11 protein-coding genes are annotated in these 15,016 nt (G+C 70.3%); 5 read left to right on the top strand and 6 right to left on the bottom strand.

Annotated features, from left to right (window positions below; translation table 11 throughout):
- Positions 1–77: 77 nt before the first annotated feature.
- The 3 genes from ACLJO0_RS34095 to ACLJO0_RS34085 all read right to left on the bottom strand — a co-directional run bounded on the left by ACLJO0_RS34095 (position 78) and on the right by ACLJO0_RS34085 (position 4,129).
- The gene (locus tag ACLJO0_RS34095; RefSeq protein ID WP_410583149.1) at positions 78–950 is read right to left on the bottom strand and encodes a helix-turn-helix domain-containing protein; all 873 of its coding nucleotides are present in this window, start codon (positions 948–950) and stop codon (positions 78–80) included.
- Positions 901–1,200, bottom strand: coding sequence for a DUF397 domain-containing protein (locus ACLJO0_RS34090; RefSeq protein WP_410583147.1), 300 nt, complete (start codon positions 1,198–1,200; stop codon positions 901–903). The genes ACLJO0_RS34095 and ACLJO0_RS34090 overlap by 50 nt, the downstream gene beginning before the upstream one ends.
- Positions 1,201–1,438: 238 nt before the next feature.
- Entirely contained in the window at positions 1,439–4,129 is a 2,691-nt protein-coding gene (locus tag ACLJO0_RS34085) for an ATP-binding protein (RefSeq protein ID WP_410583146.1), read from the bottom strand.
- A gap of 92 nt (positions 4,130–4,221) precedes the next feature.
- On the opposite strand from ACLJO0_RS34085, the gene ACLJO0_RS34080 reads away from it, so the two are divergent.
- The 4 genes from ACLJO0_RS34080 (at position 4,222) to ACLJO0_RS34065 (ending at position 7,600) form a co-directional block, all read left to right on the top strand.
- A complete protein-coding gene (locus ACLJO0_RS34080) occupies positions 4,222–5,595 on the top strand; it encodes an MFS transporter (protein ID WP_410583145.1) in 1,374 nt (457 codons plus the stop codon).
- Positions 5,596–5,621: 26 nt separating this feature from the next.
- Positions 5,622–6,470: an SDR family oxidoreductase gene (locus tag ACLJO0_RS34075; protein WP_410583144.1), complete on the top strand. Its 849-nt coding sequence runs from the start codon at positions 5,622–5,624 to the stop codon at positions 6,468–6,470.
- A gap of 11 nt (positions 6,471–6,481) precedes the next feature.
- The gene (locus tag ACLJO0_RS34070) at positions 6,482–6,886 is read left to right on the top strand and encodes a Dabb family protein (protein ID WP_410583143.1); all 405 of its coding nucleotides are present in this window, start codon (positions 6,482–6,484) and stop codon (positions 6,884–6,886) included.
- 141 nt (positions 6,887–7,027) lie between these two features.
- Positions 7,028–7,600 (top strand): sigma-70 family RNA polymerase sigma factor, encoded by a 573-nt coding sequence (locus tag ACLJO0_RS34065; protein WP_410583142.1) that lies wholly within the window; start codon positions 7,028–7,030, stop codon positions 7,598–7,600.
- Positions 7,601–7,609: 9 nt separating this feature from the next.
- On the opposite strand, the gene ACLJO0_RS34060 is transcribed toward ACLJO0_RS34065, so the two are convergent.
- Both ACLJO0_RS34060 and ACLJO0_RS34055 read right to left on the bottom strand, forming a co-directional pair.
- A complete protein-coding gene (locus tag ACLJO0_RS34060; RefSeq protein ID WP_410583141.1) occupies positions 7,610–10,018 on the bottom strand; it encodes an ATP-binding protein in 2,409 nt (802 codons plus the stop codon).
- Between the two features lie 100 nt (positions 10,019–10,118).
- The gene (locus ACLJO0_RS34055) at positions 10,119–13,412 is read right to left on the bottom strand and encodes a right-handed parallel beta-helix repeat-containing protein (RefSeq protein WP_410583139.1); all 3,294 of its coding nucleotides are present in this window, start codon (positions 13,410–13,412) and stop codon (positions 10,119–10,121) included.
- A 149-nt stretch (positions 13,413–13,561) separates the two neighbouring features.
- Here ACLJO0_RS34055 and ACLJO0_RS34050 point away from each other — a divergent pair, with 149 nt between their 5' ends.
- Positions 13,562–14,686, top strand: a complete 1,125-nt coding sequence (locus ACLJO0_RS34050) for a S8 family serine peptidase (protein WP_410583138.1) — start codon at positions 13,562–13,564, stop codon at positions 14,684–14,686.
- A gap of 124 nt (positions 14,687–14,810) precedes the next feature.
- On the opposite strand, the gene ACLJO0_RS34045 is transcribed toward ACLJO0_RS34050, so the two are convergent.
- On the bottom strand, positions 14,811–15,016 hold a 206-nt coding region (locus tag ACLJO0_RS34045; RefSeq protein ID WP_410583136.1), incomplete at its 5' end, for a hypothetical protein.

Raw genomic sequence — 15,016 nt, 5'->3', positions numbered from 1 at the left:
TCGTCTCCACTCTGAACCTCTTGACCGAACGTAGCGGCCGAGTGACCTGACGCAATAGACGGCACTCGAAGGAAGGCTCACTCGCGATCGGGGTCACCGGACCTTTGCCGCTGATACCGGCGGTGCAATTCCGAACGGGTCTCGTCCGCGGTGGCGGCGGTGTCCAGCAGTGCGTCCCAAGCCTTGGCGTAGGTCTTGATGGACCGCCGGGTCGACCAGTCGATACCCGCGCTGTTCTCGCTGTATCCGATGTCTTTTCCGTGGTCCGCGCGACGGAAGATGATGAAATCCGGATCGACATAGGCGGCCGCGCGGTAGGGCACGTAGCGAATGGTGACATTGGCGCGGCGGGTCAGTGCCAGCATATGACCGAGCTGGTCTTCGATGATGTCGTCCTTTTGCGCGCACAACCGGTCGAGCGCGGCTTCGCTGATCACGAACACGAAACCCTTGGCGGGATGGTTGAACAATTCCTGCCGTTTCACGCGCTCGGTGAACCTCGGCGAGACCTCCATGCTGAGCCCGGTGCCGCCGAACTGGTCGTACATGTAGGCCTCGCTCTGGATCAGGCCGGGGATCCGCTCGCCGGTCCAGGAGTGAACTTCCGCGGCCCGTGCCTCCGTCGCCAGTACCTTCACGAACCATTCCGGGATACCGATCCGCTCGCCGGACCAGACGCGCCGAGGCGCGTTGGCCCTGCTCCACAGCATCCACATCTTCTCGGAAAGCCGGCTTTCCACGGCGCAGTCGTCGATCCAGAGGCCCAGGTCCTCGTGGGAGATCGACGTGGACCCGTGCTCGATCTTCGTCACCGTGCTCTGCGACTTCCCGATCAGCCGCTGGATGTCGACCTGCCGCTTGCCCGCGTTCTTCCGCGCGGCGGTCAGCAACTCGCCGAGATCACGGCGAACTGTCTGGTCGGTGGGTGGCTGCCGATCGTCCACGGTCACCGCTCGCACTGCCCCGGGGCGACGGCCGGTCGCGCCCCTTCAGGACCTCGAGCAGGGCCTGCCAACTGCGGGCCGGAAAGGTCAGGATCGGCGAACGCCGCCCGAGTTTGCTGTCGCGCACCCCGGCGACGGCATGGTCGCCGAAATTCACCTCCACGCAGGTTCCCCCATTGGGCCCGCTGTAACTCGAACGAATCCAGTCCGCTTCCCGAAAGACGGCGGCCGGGTACTCGGTGTCGTAGAACCGCATCGCTCCCCCTCAGAGCCCGCGAATCGAATAGCCGAACCCAGAGTGGGCGTCGAATATTCGGTCCGCAAGCCGTTGGCGAATCGATCCGGGACATGTTCACTCCAAAGATATCTTTGAGCGCAATTCTGGCATACGCGGCCGAAGGGGCCTTTCCCCGCGTCTCGTGCGGTGAAGGGAGCTTTCGTCGCGTGGCATGCGGGGAAAGCGTCCTTCGGCCGCCGGACCCCTTTTCCTCGCGTTACTGATCCGCGTCGCGGAGGTCGGGCATGTCCCGCAACTGCCTGCGCGAGGTGATCCCGAGCTTGCGGAAGATGTTGCGAAGGTGGGCGTCCACCGTGCGAGGGCTGAGGAACAGGCGCGTGGCCACCTCTTTCGAAGTGGCGCCCGCCGCGACCTGGCGCGCGATATGCGTCTCCTGCATGGTCAGGTGATCGTAGGAGTGTCCGGAGCGGCTTCGGGCCACCTCCCCGGTCGCGCGCAGCTCGTCGGCGGCCCGCCGGGTGAACGCCTCCAGCCCGATCTCCGACAGCTGCTCGTGCGCGGTGCGCAGATGTTCGCGTGCGTCGCGACGGCGCCCTGCGCGGCGTAGCCACTCCCCGTATCGCAGATGCGCCCGCGCGAGATGCACCGCGAGCGGGCCACCCGCCAGGTGTTCGAGGGCTTCCCGGTGGTCGTCTTCGGAGTCGCTGACCAGCGCCCGCGCACCCGCCACGACACCGAGGGCGAAGGTGGTTCCCGCGGGTTCCGTGCGTTCGGCCAGCGATTCCAGCGCCGACCGGGCGACGTCGTCGTCCCCGCACCGGACCGCGGCTTCCACCAGCTCGGGCAGTGCGATGCCGGTGAGGAACAGGTCGCCGCTCGCCACGGCCCGCTTCGCCGCGTCCAGCGCGGCCGGGTACTCGGCGAGTCCGTTGTACAGCACGGCCGTGGCCCAGTGGGCGTTCGCGGTCAGCTGGCCGTTGCCCCGGCTCGTCGCCTCGGCGAACAGGTCGAGCACCTCCTGACGGCGGCCCCGCATCGCCGCCAGATGCACTCTCGGGTAGAGCTGCGGCGGATCGCCGACGGCGTCCGCGATCGCTTCCTCTTCGGCGATCGCGGCCATCGCCTGCCCGAACTTCCCGGTGAGCACCGCGTGCAGTGCCACCTGCGACAGGCCGAGCCGGATGGTCATCGGCGCTCCCGTGCCCCGCCCGGTCCGCACCAGCCAGCCGACGATCGTCGCGTGCAGCTCGATGTCCCACAGTTCACCCGCGAGCACGGTGGCCAAGGCCGGTGTCCTGGTCCAGCCGGCGTCGTCGCCGGTGAGGATCCGGCGAAGCGCCGGCACGCCGGCGTGGTGACCCTCGGTGGTCAACCGCACGAGCGCGTCGAGAAGATCCGGCGGCCCGGACACCGGCGGCGCCGAACGGGCCGCGTCGAGGACCCGGTCCAGGACGCCCGCGGCCCTTCCGACGACGAGCCCCATCTCCAGCGCCGCGACGAAACACTCCCGCGACCGCTCCGGGTCGACTCCGGCGAGCCGTTGCGCGGCCCGCAGGATGAGTTCCGGCCCGCGGACCGCACCCTCCGCGCCTTGCACGAAGGCGATCCGCCCGCGCAGCAAGTCCACCGAGGCGTGCTGGGGGACAGCCAGGTTTTCGGTGTCGATGCTGGCCAGCAGATCCGCCGCCGCGTCCGTCCCACCCGCTTCGAGCGTCGTCCGCGCGGCCGCGAGCGTGCGTTCGGTCTGCTTGGCGGGGTCGAGGGACAGCGCCGCCGCGCGTTCGAGGAAAGCGGCGGCGGCCGCGACACCCCCGCGTGCCTGCGCACGCGAAGCCGACAGTTCCAGTTCCGCCGCGACCTGCTCGTCCGGTCCGGTGGTGGCCTGAGCACGGTGCCAGGCCCGCCGGTCTCCCGCGGCTTCCGGATCGGTGACCTCGGCCAGGGCCCGATGGGCCGCGTGGCGCCGTTCCGGCTCGGCCGCGCGGTATGCCGCCGAGCGCGCCAGCGGATGGCAGAAGCGCGCCCGCGTGTCGAACACGATCAGCCCGGACGCTTCGGCGGCGGCGCTCGCGGCGGGCACGTCGAGGTCCCACCGCCGTGCGGCCGCCCACAGCAGAGCTGGGTCGCCGGTGGGATCGGCGCTCGCGAGGATCAGCAGGTGCCGCGCGTCCGCGGGCAGTTCCGCCATCCTCGCCCGGAAACTCCGCTCGATCCGGCTCGCGATCGGCGACGGCGCCGGCAGCGCGAAGCCACCCGCTTTCGGCAGTTCGATCAGGGCCAGCGGATTGCCGCGTGCCTCGGCGAGCAGGCGATCACGCACCCGCTCGTCCAGCGTCACGGTCTTCTCCTCGGCCAGCAAGGCACGCGCGTCCGCGTCGCCCAGGCCACCGACCGTCAACCCTGGCAGTTCGTCCAACCCGCGGACCGGGTTCTGGTCACGGGCCGCGAACACCATCGCGATCGGTTCGGCCGAGATACGCCTCGCCAGGAACGTCAACGCCCTCGCCGAGGCGGTGTCCAGCCAATGCGCGTCGTCGACCACGCACAGCATCGGACGCGCCCCCGCGGTGCCGGCCAGCAGTTCGAGCGCGGCGAGACCGACCCGGAACGGGTCCGGCGCACCGTCGGCCAGCCCGAACGCGACGAGGAGGGAGTCACGGTAGGGATCCGACAGCTTGTCGAGGTGCGCCAGCGCCGGGACGCACAGCTGATGCAGTGCGGCGAAGGGCAGTTCACCCTCGAACTCCGAACCGGACGCGCGGATGAGCTGGAACTCCTCCGCCGTCGCGTGCGCGACGTGGTCCAGCAGCGCGCTCTTGCCGATGCCGGGTTCACCGCGGAGGACGAGCACGCCACCCTCGCCTCGGCCCGCCGCGTGGACCAGGGCGAGGAGGCGATCGATCTCGTCTCCCCTGCCGACGAGCGAGCGGGAGGGCGTCGGGGGCATGGTCCGAACCCTAGCGAGGTGAACCAAGCCGTGTCCGGCTTAGGTGATTGTCACCGACGCGAGCGGAGGGGTGCCCGCGCGATCGTTACGGCATGACAGTACGAGCGAAGAGACGGATATCGCGCGGGGTGGCGATGGTCGGCCTCGCGTCAGCCATGTTCCTGGTCATTCTCGACGCCGCGATGGTGAACCTCGCCGGATCCACGATCCGTCAGGGGCTGGCCCTCACCGCCGCCGAACTCACGGTGGTGGTGGACAGCTATCTGGTGACGTTCGCCGGCCTGCTGCTGCTCGGCGGCAGGCTCGCCGACGTACTCGGCGCCAGGAAGGTGTTCCTGACCGGGATGGCCGTCTATCTCGCTGCCTCGGCCTTCTGCGCGCTGGCCACCAGCGGCGGGATGCTGATCGCCGGGCGGATCGGGCAGGGGATCGGGGCGGCGCTCCTGATGCCCGCCGCGCTCTCGCTCGTGCTCGGCATCTACTCGTCTCCCGCGGAACGCACCCGCGCGATGGGGATCTGGGGCGCGGTCGCGGGAACGGGCAGTCTCGTCGGCGTCTTCCTCGGCGGAACGCTGACCGAGCTGCTCGGCTGGCAGGCGGTGTTCGTGACCCCGGTGCCGTTCGGCGTCATCGGGGCGATCGTGGTGTGGCGAGCGGTGCCGCCGGTCCCCGGTAGGCCGGGCCGGTTCGACGCGCTGGGCGCCGTCACGATCACCGTCGGGATCTCGGGGCTCGCACTGGGCATGGTCTCGGCCTCCGACGCGGGATGGACCGCGCCCGGCACGATCGTCGGCCTCGTGGCCGGACTCGTTTCCCTGGTGGCGTTCGTGTTCGTCGAGCGGCGCTCCGCCCGGCCGCTGGTCCCGCTCGGCGTGTTCCGCCGGAAACCGGTGGTCACGGCGAACCTGGTGATGGTGCTGATCGGCGGCACCCTGACGAGCCTGTTCTTCTTCCTTCCCCAGTACCAGCAGGACATCCTCGGGATGAGCCCGCTGGCGACCGGCATGACCCAGCTCCCGCTCGCCGTCATGATCATCGTGGGCAGCGTCCTCGCGCCGATGCTCGCGAAACGCGTCGGACCGAGCCGCGCGCTGCCACTCGCCCTCGCCGTCCTGCTCGCCGGTTTTCTTTGGCTGGCACTGGATCCGACGACCAGTGGCTTCTCGGCCGGCCTGCTCGGCGCGTTCCTGCTGATCGGCGCCGGACTCGGGCTGGGTGCCGTCAACGCCACCGCGATGGCGGTCCGCGACAGCGCGGACGGGGAAGCGGGCCTGCTCAGCGGGCTGGTCAACGCCGCGCAGCAACTGGGCGGCGCGGTCGGGCTCGCCGCACTCGCCGGAATCGCCATCGGCGCCGCGGGAACCCACGGCGACATCTCGTTCACGACCGCTTTCCTCGGCGAGGCCGCGCTCGTCGTCATCGCCCTCGCGGTGTCGCTCGTTTCCGCGGCAAGGACACGACACTGATCTCCGCAACGAAAGGACATTCCACAATGGACACCGTGCTGGTGACCGGCGCGACCGGAACCGTCGGATCCGCCTTGATCCCCGCCCTTCAGGCCCGCGGAGTCACCGTCCGCGCCATGACCCGCGACCCCGGCCACCGCGTTCCCGGCGCCGAAACCGTGGTCGCCGACCTGCGTGATCCCGAATCGGTCACCGCGGCACTGCGAGGCGTCGACGCGGCCTTCCTCAACAGCCCCTCCGCACCCGACGCCGCCTCGCTCCAGATCAGGTTCGCCGACCTCGCCCGGGACGCCGGTGTGAACCGGCTCGTGCTGCTCTCGCAGTACGCGGCACAGGCGGACTCGCCGGTGCGATTCCTGCGGTGGCACGCGGAAGTCGAGGCGCATGTCGGATCACTGGGGTTGGCGCACACCGTGCTGCGTCCCAACCTCTACCTGCAAGCGCTGCTCGCCTTCGCCGGCACCATCTCGCAGGGCTTCTTCGCCGCGCCCATCGGCGACGCCGCCGTCAGCGCCATCGACACCAGGGACATCGCGGACGCCGCCGCGGCCGTGCTGACCGGTCCGGGACATGCGGGCCGCACCTACACGCTGACCGGACCCCGCGCCGTGACCCACGGCCAGATCGCCGACGCGCTCTCCACGGCCACCGGGCGGAGCGTCACCTTCCACGACACGACCGCCGATCAGTTCGCCGCCGCGCTGACCGGTCTGCTCCCGCCCTGGCAGATCGAGGGCCTCATCGAGGACTACGCCCACTACGCCAGAGGCGAAGCCGCCGAAGTGCACACTTCCGTCGCCGATCTCACCGGGAAACCCGCGCGGGACATCGTCGACTTCGCCCGCGACCACGCCGCCGCTTTCGCTTCCGTGTGAAAGGAATTCCGATGATCTACCACTGCATCCGGTTCACTCTCAAGCCCGGTGTCACCGAGGACGAAAAGGCGGCGGGCCTCGCGCGGATGGCCGAGCACAGCAATGCCATTCCCGTCATCAAGGCACGCGTCGTCGGCCCTGACTTCGGTGGGGAATTCGAGTACGGCGCCGTCACGGTGCTCGAAGACATCGAAGGTTATGAGCAGTACATGAATCATCCGGCGCACCTCGAAATGGACCGGACGGGATTGCCGCTGATCGACAGATTCGTGTCGTACGACGTCACCGACGACCCGGATCCGGAAATCGGCGCGAAGATCGCCGACGTCCACCGGCGCCGATTCGAGAACGTGCCCGACGTCGCCGAGCTGGTGGCAGGCCTCAACGAGTACAGCGGTAGTGCCGCACCGGGCTGAGGCCGTGCGGCCGGGCCGACGGCGGCAGACGAACCGGAAGAACCCGCCGTCACCGAGTTCTGCCGGTCCTTCCTCATGGTCGCGGACTGCTCCGACCGGTGGAATTGAGGCCAAGGACGCCAACTAGTCAGGGAGGTCGGCGTGGCAGGCCACCGCGATACTCAGGTGACTTCGCTGGCGGACAGGGCGCCGTCGGCCGAGGGAAACGCCTTCGTGGCGGCCTTGCACGCCGAGCACCGGGACCATCTGCTGCGCTTCACCCGAAGCCTGCTGCCCACCGATCCGCATCGGGCCGAGGACGTCGTGCAGGAGTGCCTGTTCCGCGCGTGGCGCAACAGCGAGACGCTGATCGAGAAGCGTATCCCGCCGCGGCCGTGGCTGTTCAGGGTCGCCCGCAACCTCATCGTCGACTGGGCGCGCCGCGACAAGGCCCGCCCGGTCGTGTTCGGGGACGACGACTTCGACTTGCTGCCGGGTGACACCGACTTCGCCGACGAGGTCGTCGAGCGGTGCGTTGTCGAAGAGGGTTTGGCTCAGCTGACGCCCATCCAGCGCGAAGCACTCGACGAGGTCTACCGGCACGACCGCACCCGGCAGCGGGCGGCCGCGAGCATCGGCGTGCCGGTGGGGACGGTCAAGTCCCGGGTGCATCACGCGACGATCGCCATGACCGAGGTGCTGGCGTGCAGCGGGGTCACCGCCGCGGGGTGGTGACCGGTGGGCTCAGGCCGATTCGGGGATCGCGACACCGAGTTCGGCGGCCAGTTCGTGCCCCATTTTCCTGGCGAGCGGCGTCTCGTACCTGGCGCATTCGGCGAGGGCGTGCACCCGGTGCGCCTTGGCCTCGGCCGGTCTTCCCGCGGCCTCGGCCACTTTCGCGAGGTTGATCATGATCTGGATCTTGGGTTCGGACCAGCGTGCTCCGGCCAAGGCGGACAGCAGTTGTTCCTCGGCCTCGGCGAGCCGGTTCGCGTTGAACAGGATCTGGCCGCGCGAATGCTGCGCCCTCGCCACCGCGAACTTCGCGCCGTGCTTGCGGAACAGCGACTCGGCCTCGTCCAGCAGGTCCAACGCGTTCGCGACGGCCCCGGTCGCCGCGACACTGTCGGCGAGCTGGGTCAGCACCATCGAGAGTAGCTCGTCGTTACCCGGCGCGGTGGCCGAACCCCGATAGTAGGCCTCGCTTTGTCGTTGCACGGCAACGGCTTCGTCGAATTCGCCGACGTTGTGCAGCATGAAGCCCAGCAGGGAGCGAGCCAGATAGTGGCCGTTCGGATACTCCGCCTGCTCGAACAGCTCCACGGCCTTCCGGCACCGCCGCACGGCCTCGCGGGGCGAGCCGAGCCGCCGGGCGATGGCGGATCCGTAGTACCAGGCCCAGGCCTGGGTGATCATGTCGCCCGCTTCGGTGGCCGCTGCCACCGCGCGTTCATGCGCTTCGCGTGCGGTGTGGGGATCCCCGCAGAGCGCGTAGTGCGCCCAGGACACGTAGTTCAGCTGTTCGCCCGCGGACCGGACGTCGCCCAGTGCCTCGGCCGCCGCCGCGCCCGCGCCGAACACCTCGCGCCAGAGCGGGCCGGTGCCGCGCAGATCCGAGTACCAGTGCATGGACCGCGCCAGTTCGAGGACCTGTTCGTGCTCACCGAGTGCCGCCGCCGTCCGCAGCGCCCCACGCCAATGGTGCTGCTCTTCGGCCAGCCAGCGGGCCGAGGACTCCCGGTCGTGCACCGGATCGGGCCCGTCGACCGTGCGGGTCACCTCGGTCCGGTCGTGGTCGAAGTACTGCGCCGCTTTCGTCGCCACCGCGAGCAGCCAGTTCCGCACCCGCTCGGTCGTCTTCCGGACCTCCTCGGCGCTTTCGGTGGCTTCGAGCTTCTCCTTGGCGAACACCCGCAGCAGATCGTGCGTGGTGAACCGCCCCGAAGCGCCGCCGAAGCCGAGCAGGCTGGCTTCGGCCAGCTTTTCCAGTTCCGCTTCGACCTCGTCCGCGGGACTTCCGGCGGCGACCGCGACGAGTTCGACGGAGACGTCCGGGCCGTCGACCAGCGCCAGCCGCCGGAACACCCGTGCGGTTTCGGGGGCTAGGTGGTGGTAGGAGAGCGTGAAGGCGGCGCGGATCTGCAGATCGCCCGCGGTCAGCACGGACAGCCGCCGCCGCTCGTTCTCGAGCTGGTCGGCGAGGTGCGCGATCGTCCACTGAGGACGGCTGGCCAGCCGGTTGCCCGCGATGAGCAATGCGAGCGGCACACCACCGCAGAGTTCCGCCACCCGCCGCGCCGCGGCAGGTTCCGCCTTCAGCCGCGGCTCTCCGGCGGCCACGCCGAGCAGGTCCACCGCCTCGCCGCCGGACAGGACGTCGAGGGCGACGCGGTGCCGCGCGTTCAACCCCGTCAACGTGCTCCGGCTGGTCACCAGCACCATCGAGCCCGGGCTGGTGGCGAGCAGCGGGCGCACCTGGGCTTCGTTGGCCGCGTTGTCCAGGAGCAGCAGGATCTCGCGGTCGTGCATCAGCGACCGGTAGAGCGCGAGCCGGTCCTCGGGATCGTTGGGGAACTGGCGTTCGTCGAGTCCCAGCCCGCGCAGCAGCCGGTGCACGGCCCTGTCCGGGGTGAGCGGTTCGGGATCCATGCCGCGCAGGTCGAGGAACAGGCAGCCCTGGGCGAAACGGTGGGCGTGCCGGTGCCCGGCGTCCACGGCCAGCGCGGTCTTGCCCGCACCCGGAAGTCCGTGCAGCACCACGGTCTGGAGCCGGGACGAGGAGGCGGCGGACTCGGCGACCTCGTCCAGCAGCCGCCGTTCGGCGTTCCGGCCGGTCAGTTCGGTGAGGTGGGGTGGCAGGGCGGCGACGACGACGGGGTGGGGTGCCTCGACGGGGGCGGGCTCTTCCGGGGCGAGCACCGGACGGCGTCCGGATCGGGCGAGGTCGGCGAAGTCGCCCGCCTCCTTGCCCGCCAGTCCCAGCCCTTCGACCAGCAGTTCCGCGGTACGCCGCTGCGGAGTGCGGACCCGTCCGCGTTCCATGTCGCTGATGCTGCGCACGCTGATCCCCGTGCGCTCGGCCAGCTCCTCCTGCGTCATCGGGACACGCAGCCGGTAGAAGCGGAGGAAGTCTCCGAACACGGTGTTGTCCACGCTGCGTGGAACTCCTCTCAACGACGGCCGCGCCGGGGCCATCCTGCCATGGCGCGGGTGAACGTCCGGCAGCGGAACGTCACGGCCGTCGAGAGGGAGCTCAGGGAAGGTCGGCGGGGGACAGCAGGCGCAGGTCCGCGATGGTGGGCGCGCCGCTCGTGCTGAGCCTTCCGGCCTGCCGGGTCATCATGATCTCCAGCACCTGCCGCGCGTAGCGGGCGTTGCCGAAGGTCTCGTCGCGTTCGACGCCCGCGAAGTGACGGCGCAGCGCGATGACCGTCTCCGGGGCGCATTCGTAACCGTTCGACGAGGCCATCCGGTGCACGATGGTGACCAGGTCGTCGGTGGAGTAGTTCTCGAACTCGATGTGCCGGGAGAACCGCGAGGCGAGACCGGCGTTGGAGGCGAGGAACGAGCGCATCGCCGCGGAGTACCCGGCGACGATCACGACGGTGTCGTCACGGTGGTCCTCCATCAGTTTCACCAGGGTGTCGACGGCTTCCTGGCCGAAGTCGCCGCCCGTGGCGCCTTCGGGGGTCAGCGCGTACGCCTCGTCGATGAACAGCACGCCGCCGCGGGCGGAGTCGAAAGCCTCCCTGGTCAGATGCGCGGTGTGCCCGACGTAGCGGCCGACCAGGTCGGCGCGCGCGACCTCGACCAAATGTCCCTTGCGCAGCACGCCGAGCGCGGCGAGCAGTTCGCCGTAGAGCCGGGCAACCGTGGTCTTACCGGTACCGGGCGCGCCGGCGAAGACGAGATGGTTGTTGAACGCGGGGACCGGCAGCCCGGCCTGCCGCCGGGCCCGTGCGGTGGAGATCAGGTTCACCAGGTCGTTGATCGCGTCCTTCACCCCGGTGAGGCCGATCATCGAGTCGAGCTTCGTCCGCAGCACCGTCAGTTCGTCGTCGTTGCCGCTCTGAGCGGCCTTTCCCGCGTCTCCGGGGACATCGGCGGCCAGCAGGAGCGAAAGGCTCTGGTCGTCGGCGTCCGGATCGCTCGCGAGCCGGAAAGCCTGCCGGTCCACCATTTCCTCGAACACCTTGCGCGCCGTGCGGCCGTTGCCGAAGTCCGCGCCGCGTTCCAACTGTCCGAAGTGGACGGCCAGCGCGTTCCGGGTGTCCTCGGGCACCTGGTACTGGTGGGCGGTGCACATCTTCTCGACGATGGTCACCAGTTCGTCGGTGCTGTAGTTCTCGAAGTCGATGGTCCGGGTGAACCGCGACGCCAGGCCGGGGTTGGACTGCAGGAACGAGGACATCTCCTGCGAGTAGCCCGCCGCGACCACCACGAGTTCGTCGCGATGGTCTTCCATCAGCTTGACCAGGGTGTCGATGGCCTCGCGGCCGAAGTCCGGCCCGCTGCCCTTGCTCTGTGCGCTCAGCGTGTACGCCTCGTCGATGAACAGCACACCGCCCAGGGCCTTGGTGAACGTCTCGGTGGTCTTGATCGCCGTGCCGCCGACGATCTGCGCGACCAGATCGGCCCTCGCGACCTCGACCAGATGACCTTCGCGCAGCACGCCGAGTTCGGCGAGGATGCTGCCGTAGAGCCGGGCGACGGTCGTCTTGCCGGTGCCGGGAGGGCCGGCGAAGATCAGGTGCCTGCTCGTCGGCGGCGCGACCATGCCCGCCTGTTCCCGGCGCCGCGCCATCTTGTTCAGGTTCACCAGTGTCTTCACCTGATGCTTGACGCCACTGAGGCCGACGAGCTCCTCCAGCCTGGCCAGCGGCCCGCTGTCGCTTTCGGTGTTCTGGGGTGCCTCGCCGGGATCGGTCGCCGCGGTGACTTCCGCGGTGGCCGGAGTGCCGTCGGTGTCCGGTGCGCCGTTGGCCTCGCTGGTCAGGTTCTCGACCGACAGCCGTGCGTTGGGCACGGTCGTCCGGAGCCCGCCGCCGGTATTGTCGGAAACCGTGCAGTCCACCACGCTCACCGTTTCGCCCGACTCGATCCGGACGCCGTCGCCGCGGTTCCCGCTGACGTCGTCGGCGGTCAGCTTCGCCCGGGCGCCCGCTTCCACGAGCACGCCGTGGCGGCGGGAACGCCGCACGGAGGAGCGGGACAGCATCAGCTCCCCGCCGTCCTGCACCAGCACGCCGTGTTCCCCGGCCTCGGCGATTTCGCAGTCCCGCAGGGAACCGACGCCGCCCGGCCCGACGAGGACGGCGGACAGTTTCGGCTGATGCACCCGAAGCGCACTGACGTAGGGGCTTCCGCCTTCGGAGACACTGAGCCCGGCTTTCCCGGCATCGCGTACTTCGCAGTCTTCGATCCGGCCGCGGCCGTTGCCGGTGACCTCGATTCCGTTGCCCCGGCAGGCGTTCAGCGTCGCCCGGCGCAACAGCGGATTCGCGGCGGCCCGCACCAGCACACCGTGCCCGGCCACGTCCCGGATCTCCAGCCGGTCGAACTCGGCCGTCGCGCCGTCGATGACCACCAGCCCTTCCGCCGTGCCACCGCGTACGGTCGTCCGGCTGAACGACGGGCCGCTCGCCTCGTCGACGTGGATGCCCGCGCCCGCCGCGTCGGAGATCTCGCAGTCCTCGAAAGTGCCGCGGGAACGTCCGGTGACCCGGATCCCCACGCCGCCGGTCTTCGCCGTACGGCAGCGGCGCAGCACCGGGTCGGCGCCGTCGGCCACGGTGATCCCGTCACCGGTGGTGTTGGTGGTACGGCACTCTTCGAGCACGGGGGAGGAGTGGGTGCTGATGAAGACGCCGCTCGCGGTGTCACGGACGGTGGTGTCGAACACCTTCGTCGCGCTGTCCTCTTCGAGCGCGATCCCCGGCCTGCCGGTCGAGGAGATGTCGCAATGCTGGATGGTGCCCTGCGCCTGCCCGTTCGCGCAGACGCCGTTTCCCTTGGCGTGCCTCAGGGTGCAGTCCCGCACCATCGGATTGCCGCGTTCGGCGATCACGACGGCGGAGGTCTCCACGTGCTCGATCACGCAGTCTTCGATCGTGCTGGGGGCGGGCGAGGTGACCACGATGCCCGCGCCGCCGGGATTGCTCACCCGGCAGCCCCGCATCGCCAGCGAACCCGAATTGCGGGCCAGCACCGCCGTCCAGGCCGCGCCGATGATCTCGCAGTCCTCCACCGCGGCCTGTCCGCGTGCGATGTCGACCGCGGGCAGGGCTTCGTGCTGCCCCCGCAGCACCAGACCGGTGAGCTTGACGGCTTCGGCGGCGAGCTGGACCGCGCTGCCCTGACGTGCCACGACCTCCACGGTTCCGCGCGCGTCGCTCGCCGCGATGGTGACCACCTTGGTCACGACCAGGGATTCGTCGTAGCGGCCGGGAAGCACGGAGATCACCGTGCCGTTGCGCGCGTCCTGCAACGCGGCCGAAATGGTGCGATAGCCCTGGTCGCGGTCCACCGTGAGCACGTGCCGTGACACGAGCGCTCCCCTCGTCGTTCGCCGATCGGAACCTGCCCTCCGGCTCCACACAGGACAACGCGGCGGAGGGTCCATTGGGTTCATCGGCCCGGCGATCCTGCCGGTCGTTCTTCCTGGGCGCGTCGCGCGGCTCATGCTGGACTGGAACGATGAGGCGACACCTGACCGTGGCGTGCGCGACGCTCGTTCTGCTGGCGAACGGCGGCCTCGCGGCCGCGCAGGGCACCGAGCTCCCGCAGATCCCGCAGACGCTGAAATCCGGGCAGGCGTGCACTTCCTCCTCGGGCAAGAAGATCCCTTCGGTGCCGTGGCAGCTTCCTTATCTCGGCGCGGACCGGCTTCGGGCGTTGTCGACCGGCGAAGGCGTCACCGTCGCCGTGGTGGACACCGGGGTCGACAAAGCGGTCCTGCCGGTGCAGCAGATCGGTGACGCCGGAACGGACTGTGTCGGGCACGGCACCGTCGTCGCGAGCCTGATCGCGGCGCCCGTGGCGGACGGCACCGAGGTTTCCGGGCTCGCGCCCGGGGCGCGGGTGCTCGCGGTGCGCGGGACGGAGAAGACCGGCGCGACGACCGCGGCGAGTATCGCGGGCGCCCTCGACGGCGCCGTCGCGGCGGGCGCGCGGATCATCTGCGTCGCCACGGCGGTCACCGAAGCGGATCCGGCACTGAAACACGCTGTCGACCGGGCCGTCGCGGCCGGCGCGCTGATCGTCGCGGCGGCGGGCCTGGACGCGACCAAAGCACGCGACGTCCCGCCGGGCCCGTACTACCCGGCCGCGTTCCCCGGCGTGCTCGCGGTGTCCGCCATCGGGCCGGACGGGAAACCGGACGCCAGGGCCGCTCCCGGATCCCTCGCCGCACCGGGAAACCTGGTCGTGGGAAAGGGACCGGGCGGCGGTGCCGCGATCGGCGTCGGCCCCGCGTTCGCCGCCGCGCACGTGGCGGCCGCGGCGGCGCTGATCCGGTCGTACCGGCCGGAGACGACCGCGGCCGACCTCGTCCGGCGGCTGCGGGACACCGCGGCCCCGCAGGCAGGCGTCACCGTGCTCGACCCGCTCGCGGCGTTGACGTCGGTCTCGACCGCGGCGGCCGCCGCCACCGCGCGCCGCGAACCGGTGGTGGTGACGCCCGGCCCCGACCTGGCGCCCGCGAAGCAGGCGGCTTGGACGGTGGTCGTGGTGGTCGCGGTCGCCGTCGCTCTGCTGGGCGCGGCGGCCGTCGTGGTGCCGCGGGGACGACGGCGGGGGTGGCGCGCCGGAGCGGGGGAGTAGCGGCGTTTCGGGTTATTGCCGGTTGGCGCGTGAAGGCCTGATTCTGGGCGCCGGTCGGGCTTCAGTATCCACAAAGGACACATCCTGGCCACTGAGTGTCCGATTGGCGTATCCATGCCCGGTTCTACGTGGGGTCGTGAGTGATAATGAGCGTTCTGTTGAGGAGAAGGTCAAAGGTGTCGGGTAGCGGGGATTCGCTCGCGGCCGCGGGGGCGACCGTGTCGCGAAAGCCACTTTCGGGACGCCAGGCGTCGCGAAAGTGCCCACCCGGCCTTCCCAGCGGTCTCCGCGCCACCTTGGCGGGCACGACGGCGAGCGTCACCTGGGGTG

This window comes from Amycolatopsis sp. lyj-108, from assembly GCF_046549005.1.
GTDB lineage: Bacteria > Actinomycetota > Actinomycetes > Mycobacteriales > Pseudonocardiaceae > Amycolatopsis.
This window is presented reverse-complemented; position numbering and strand designations above follow the sequence as displayed.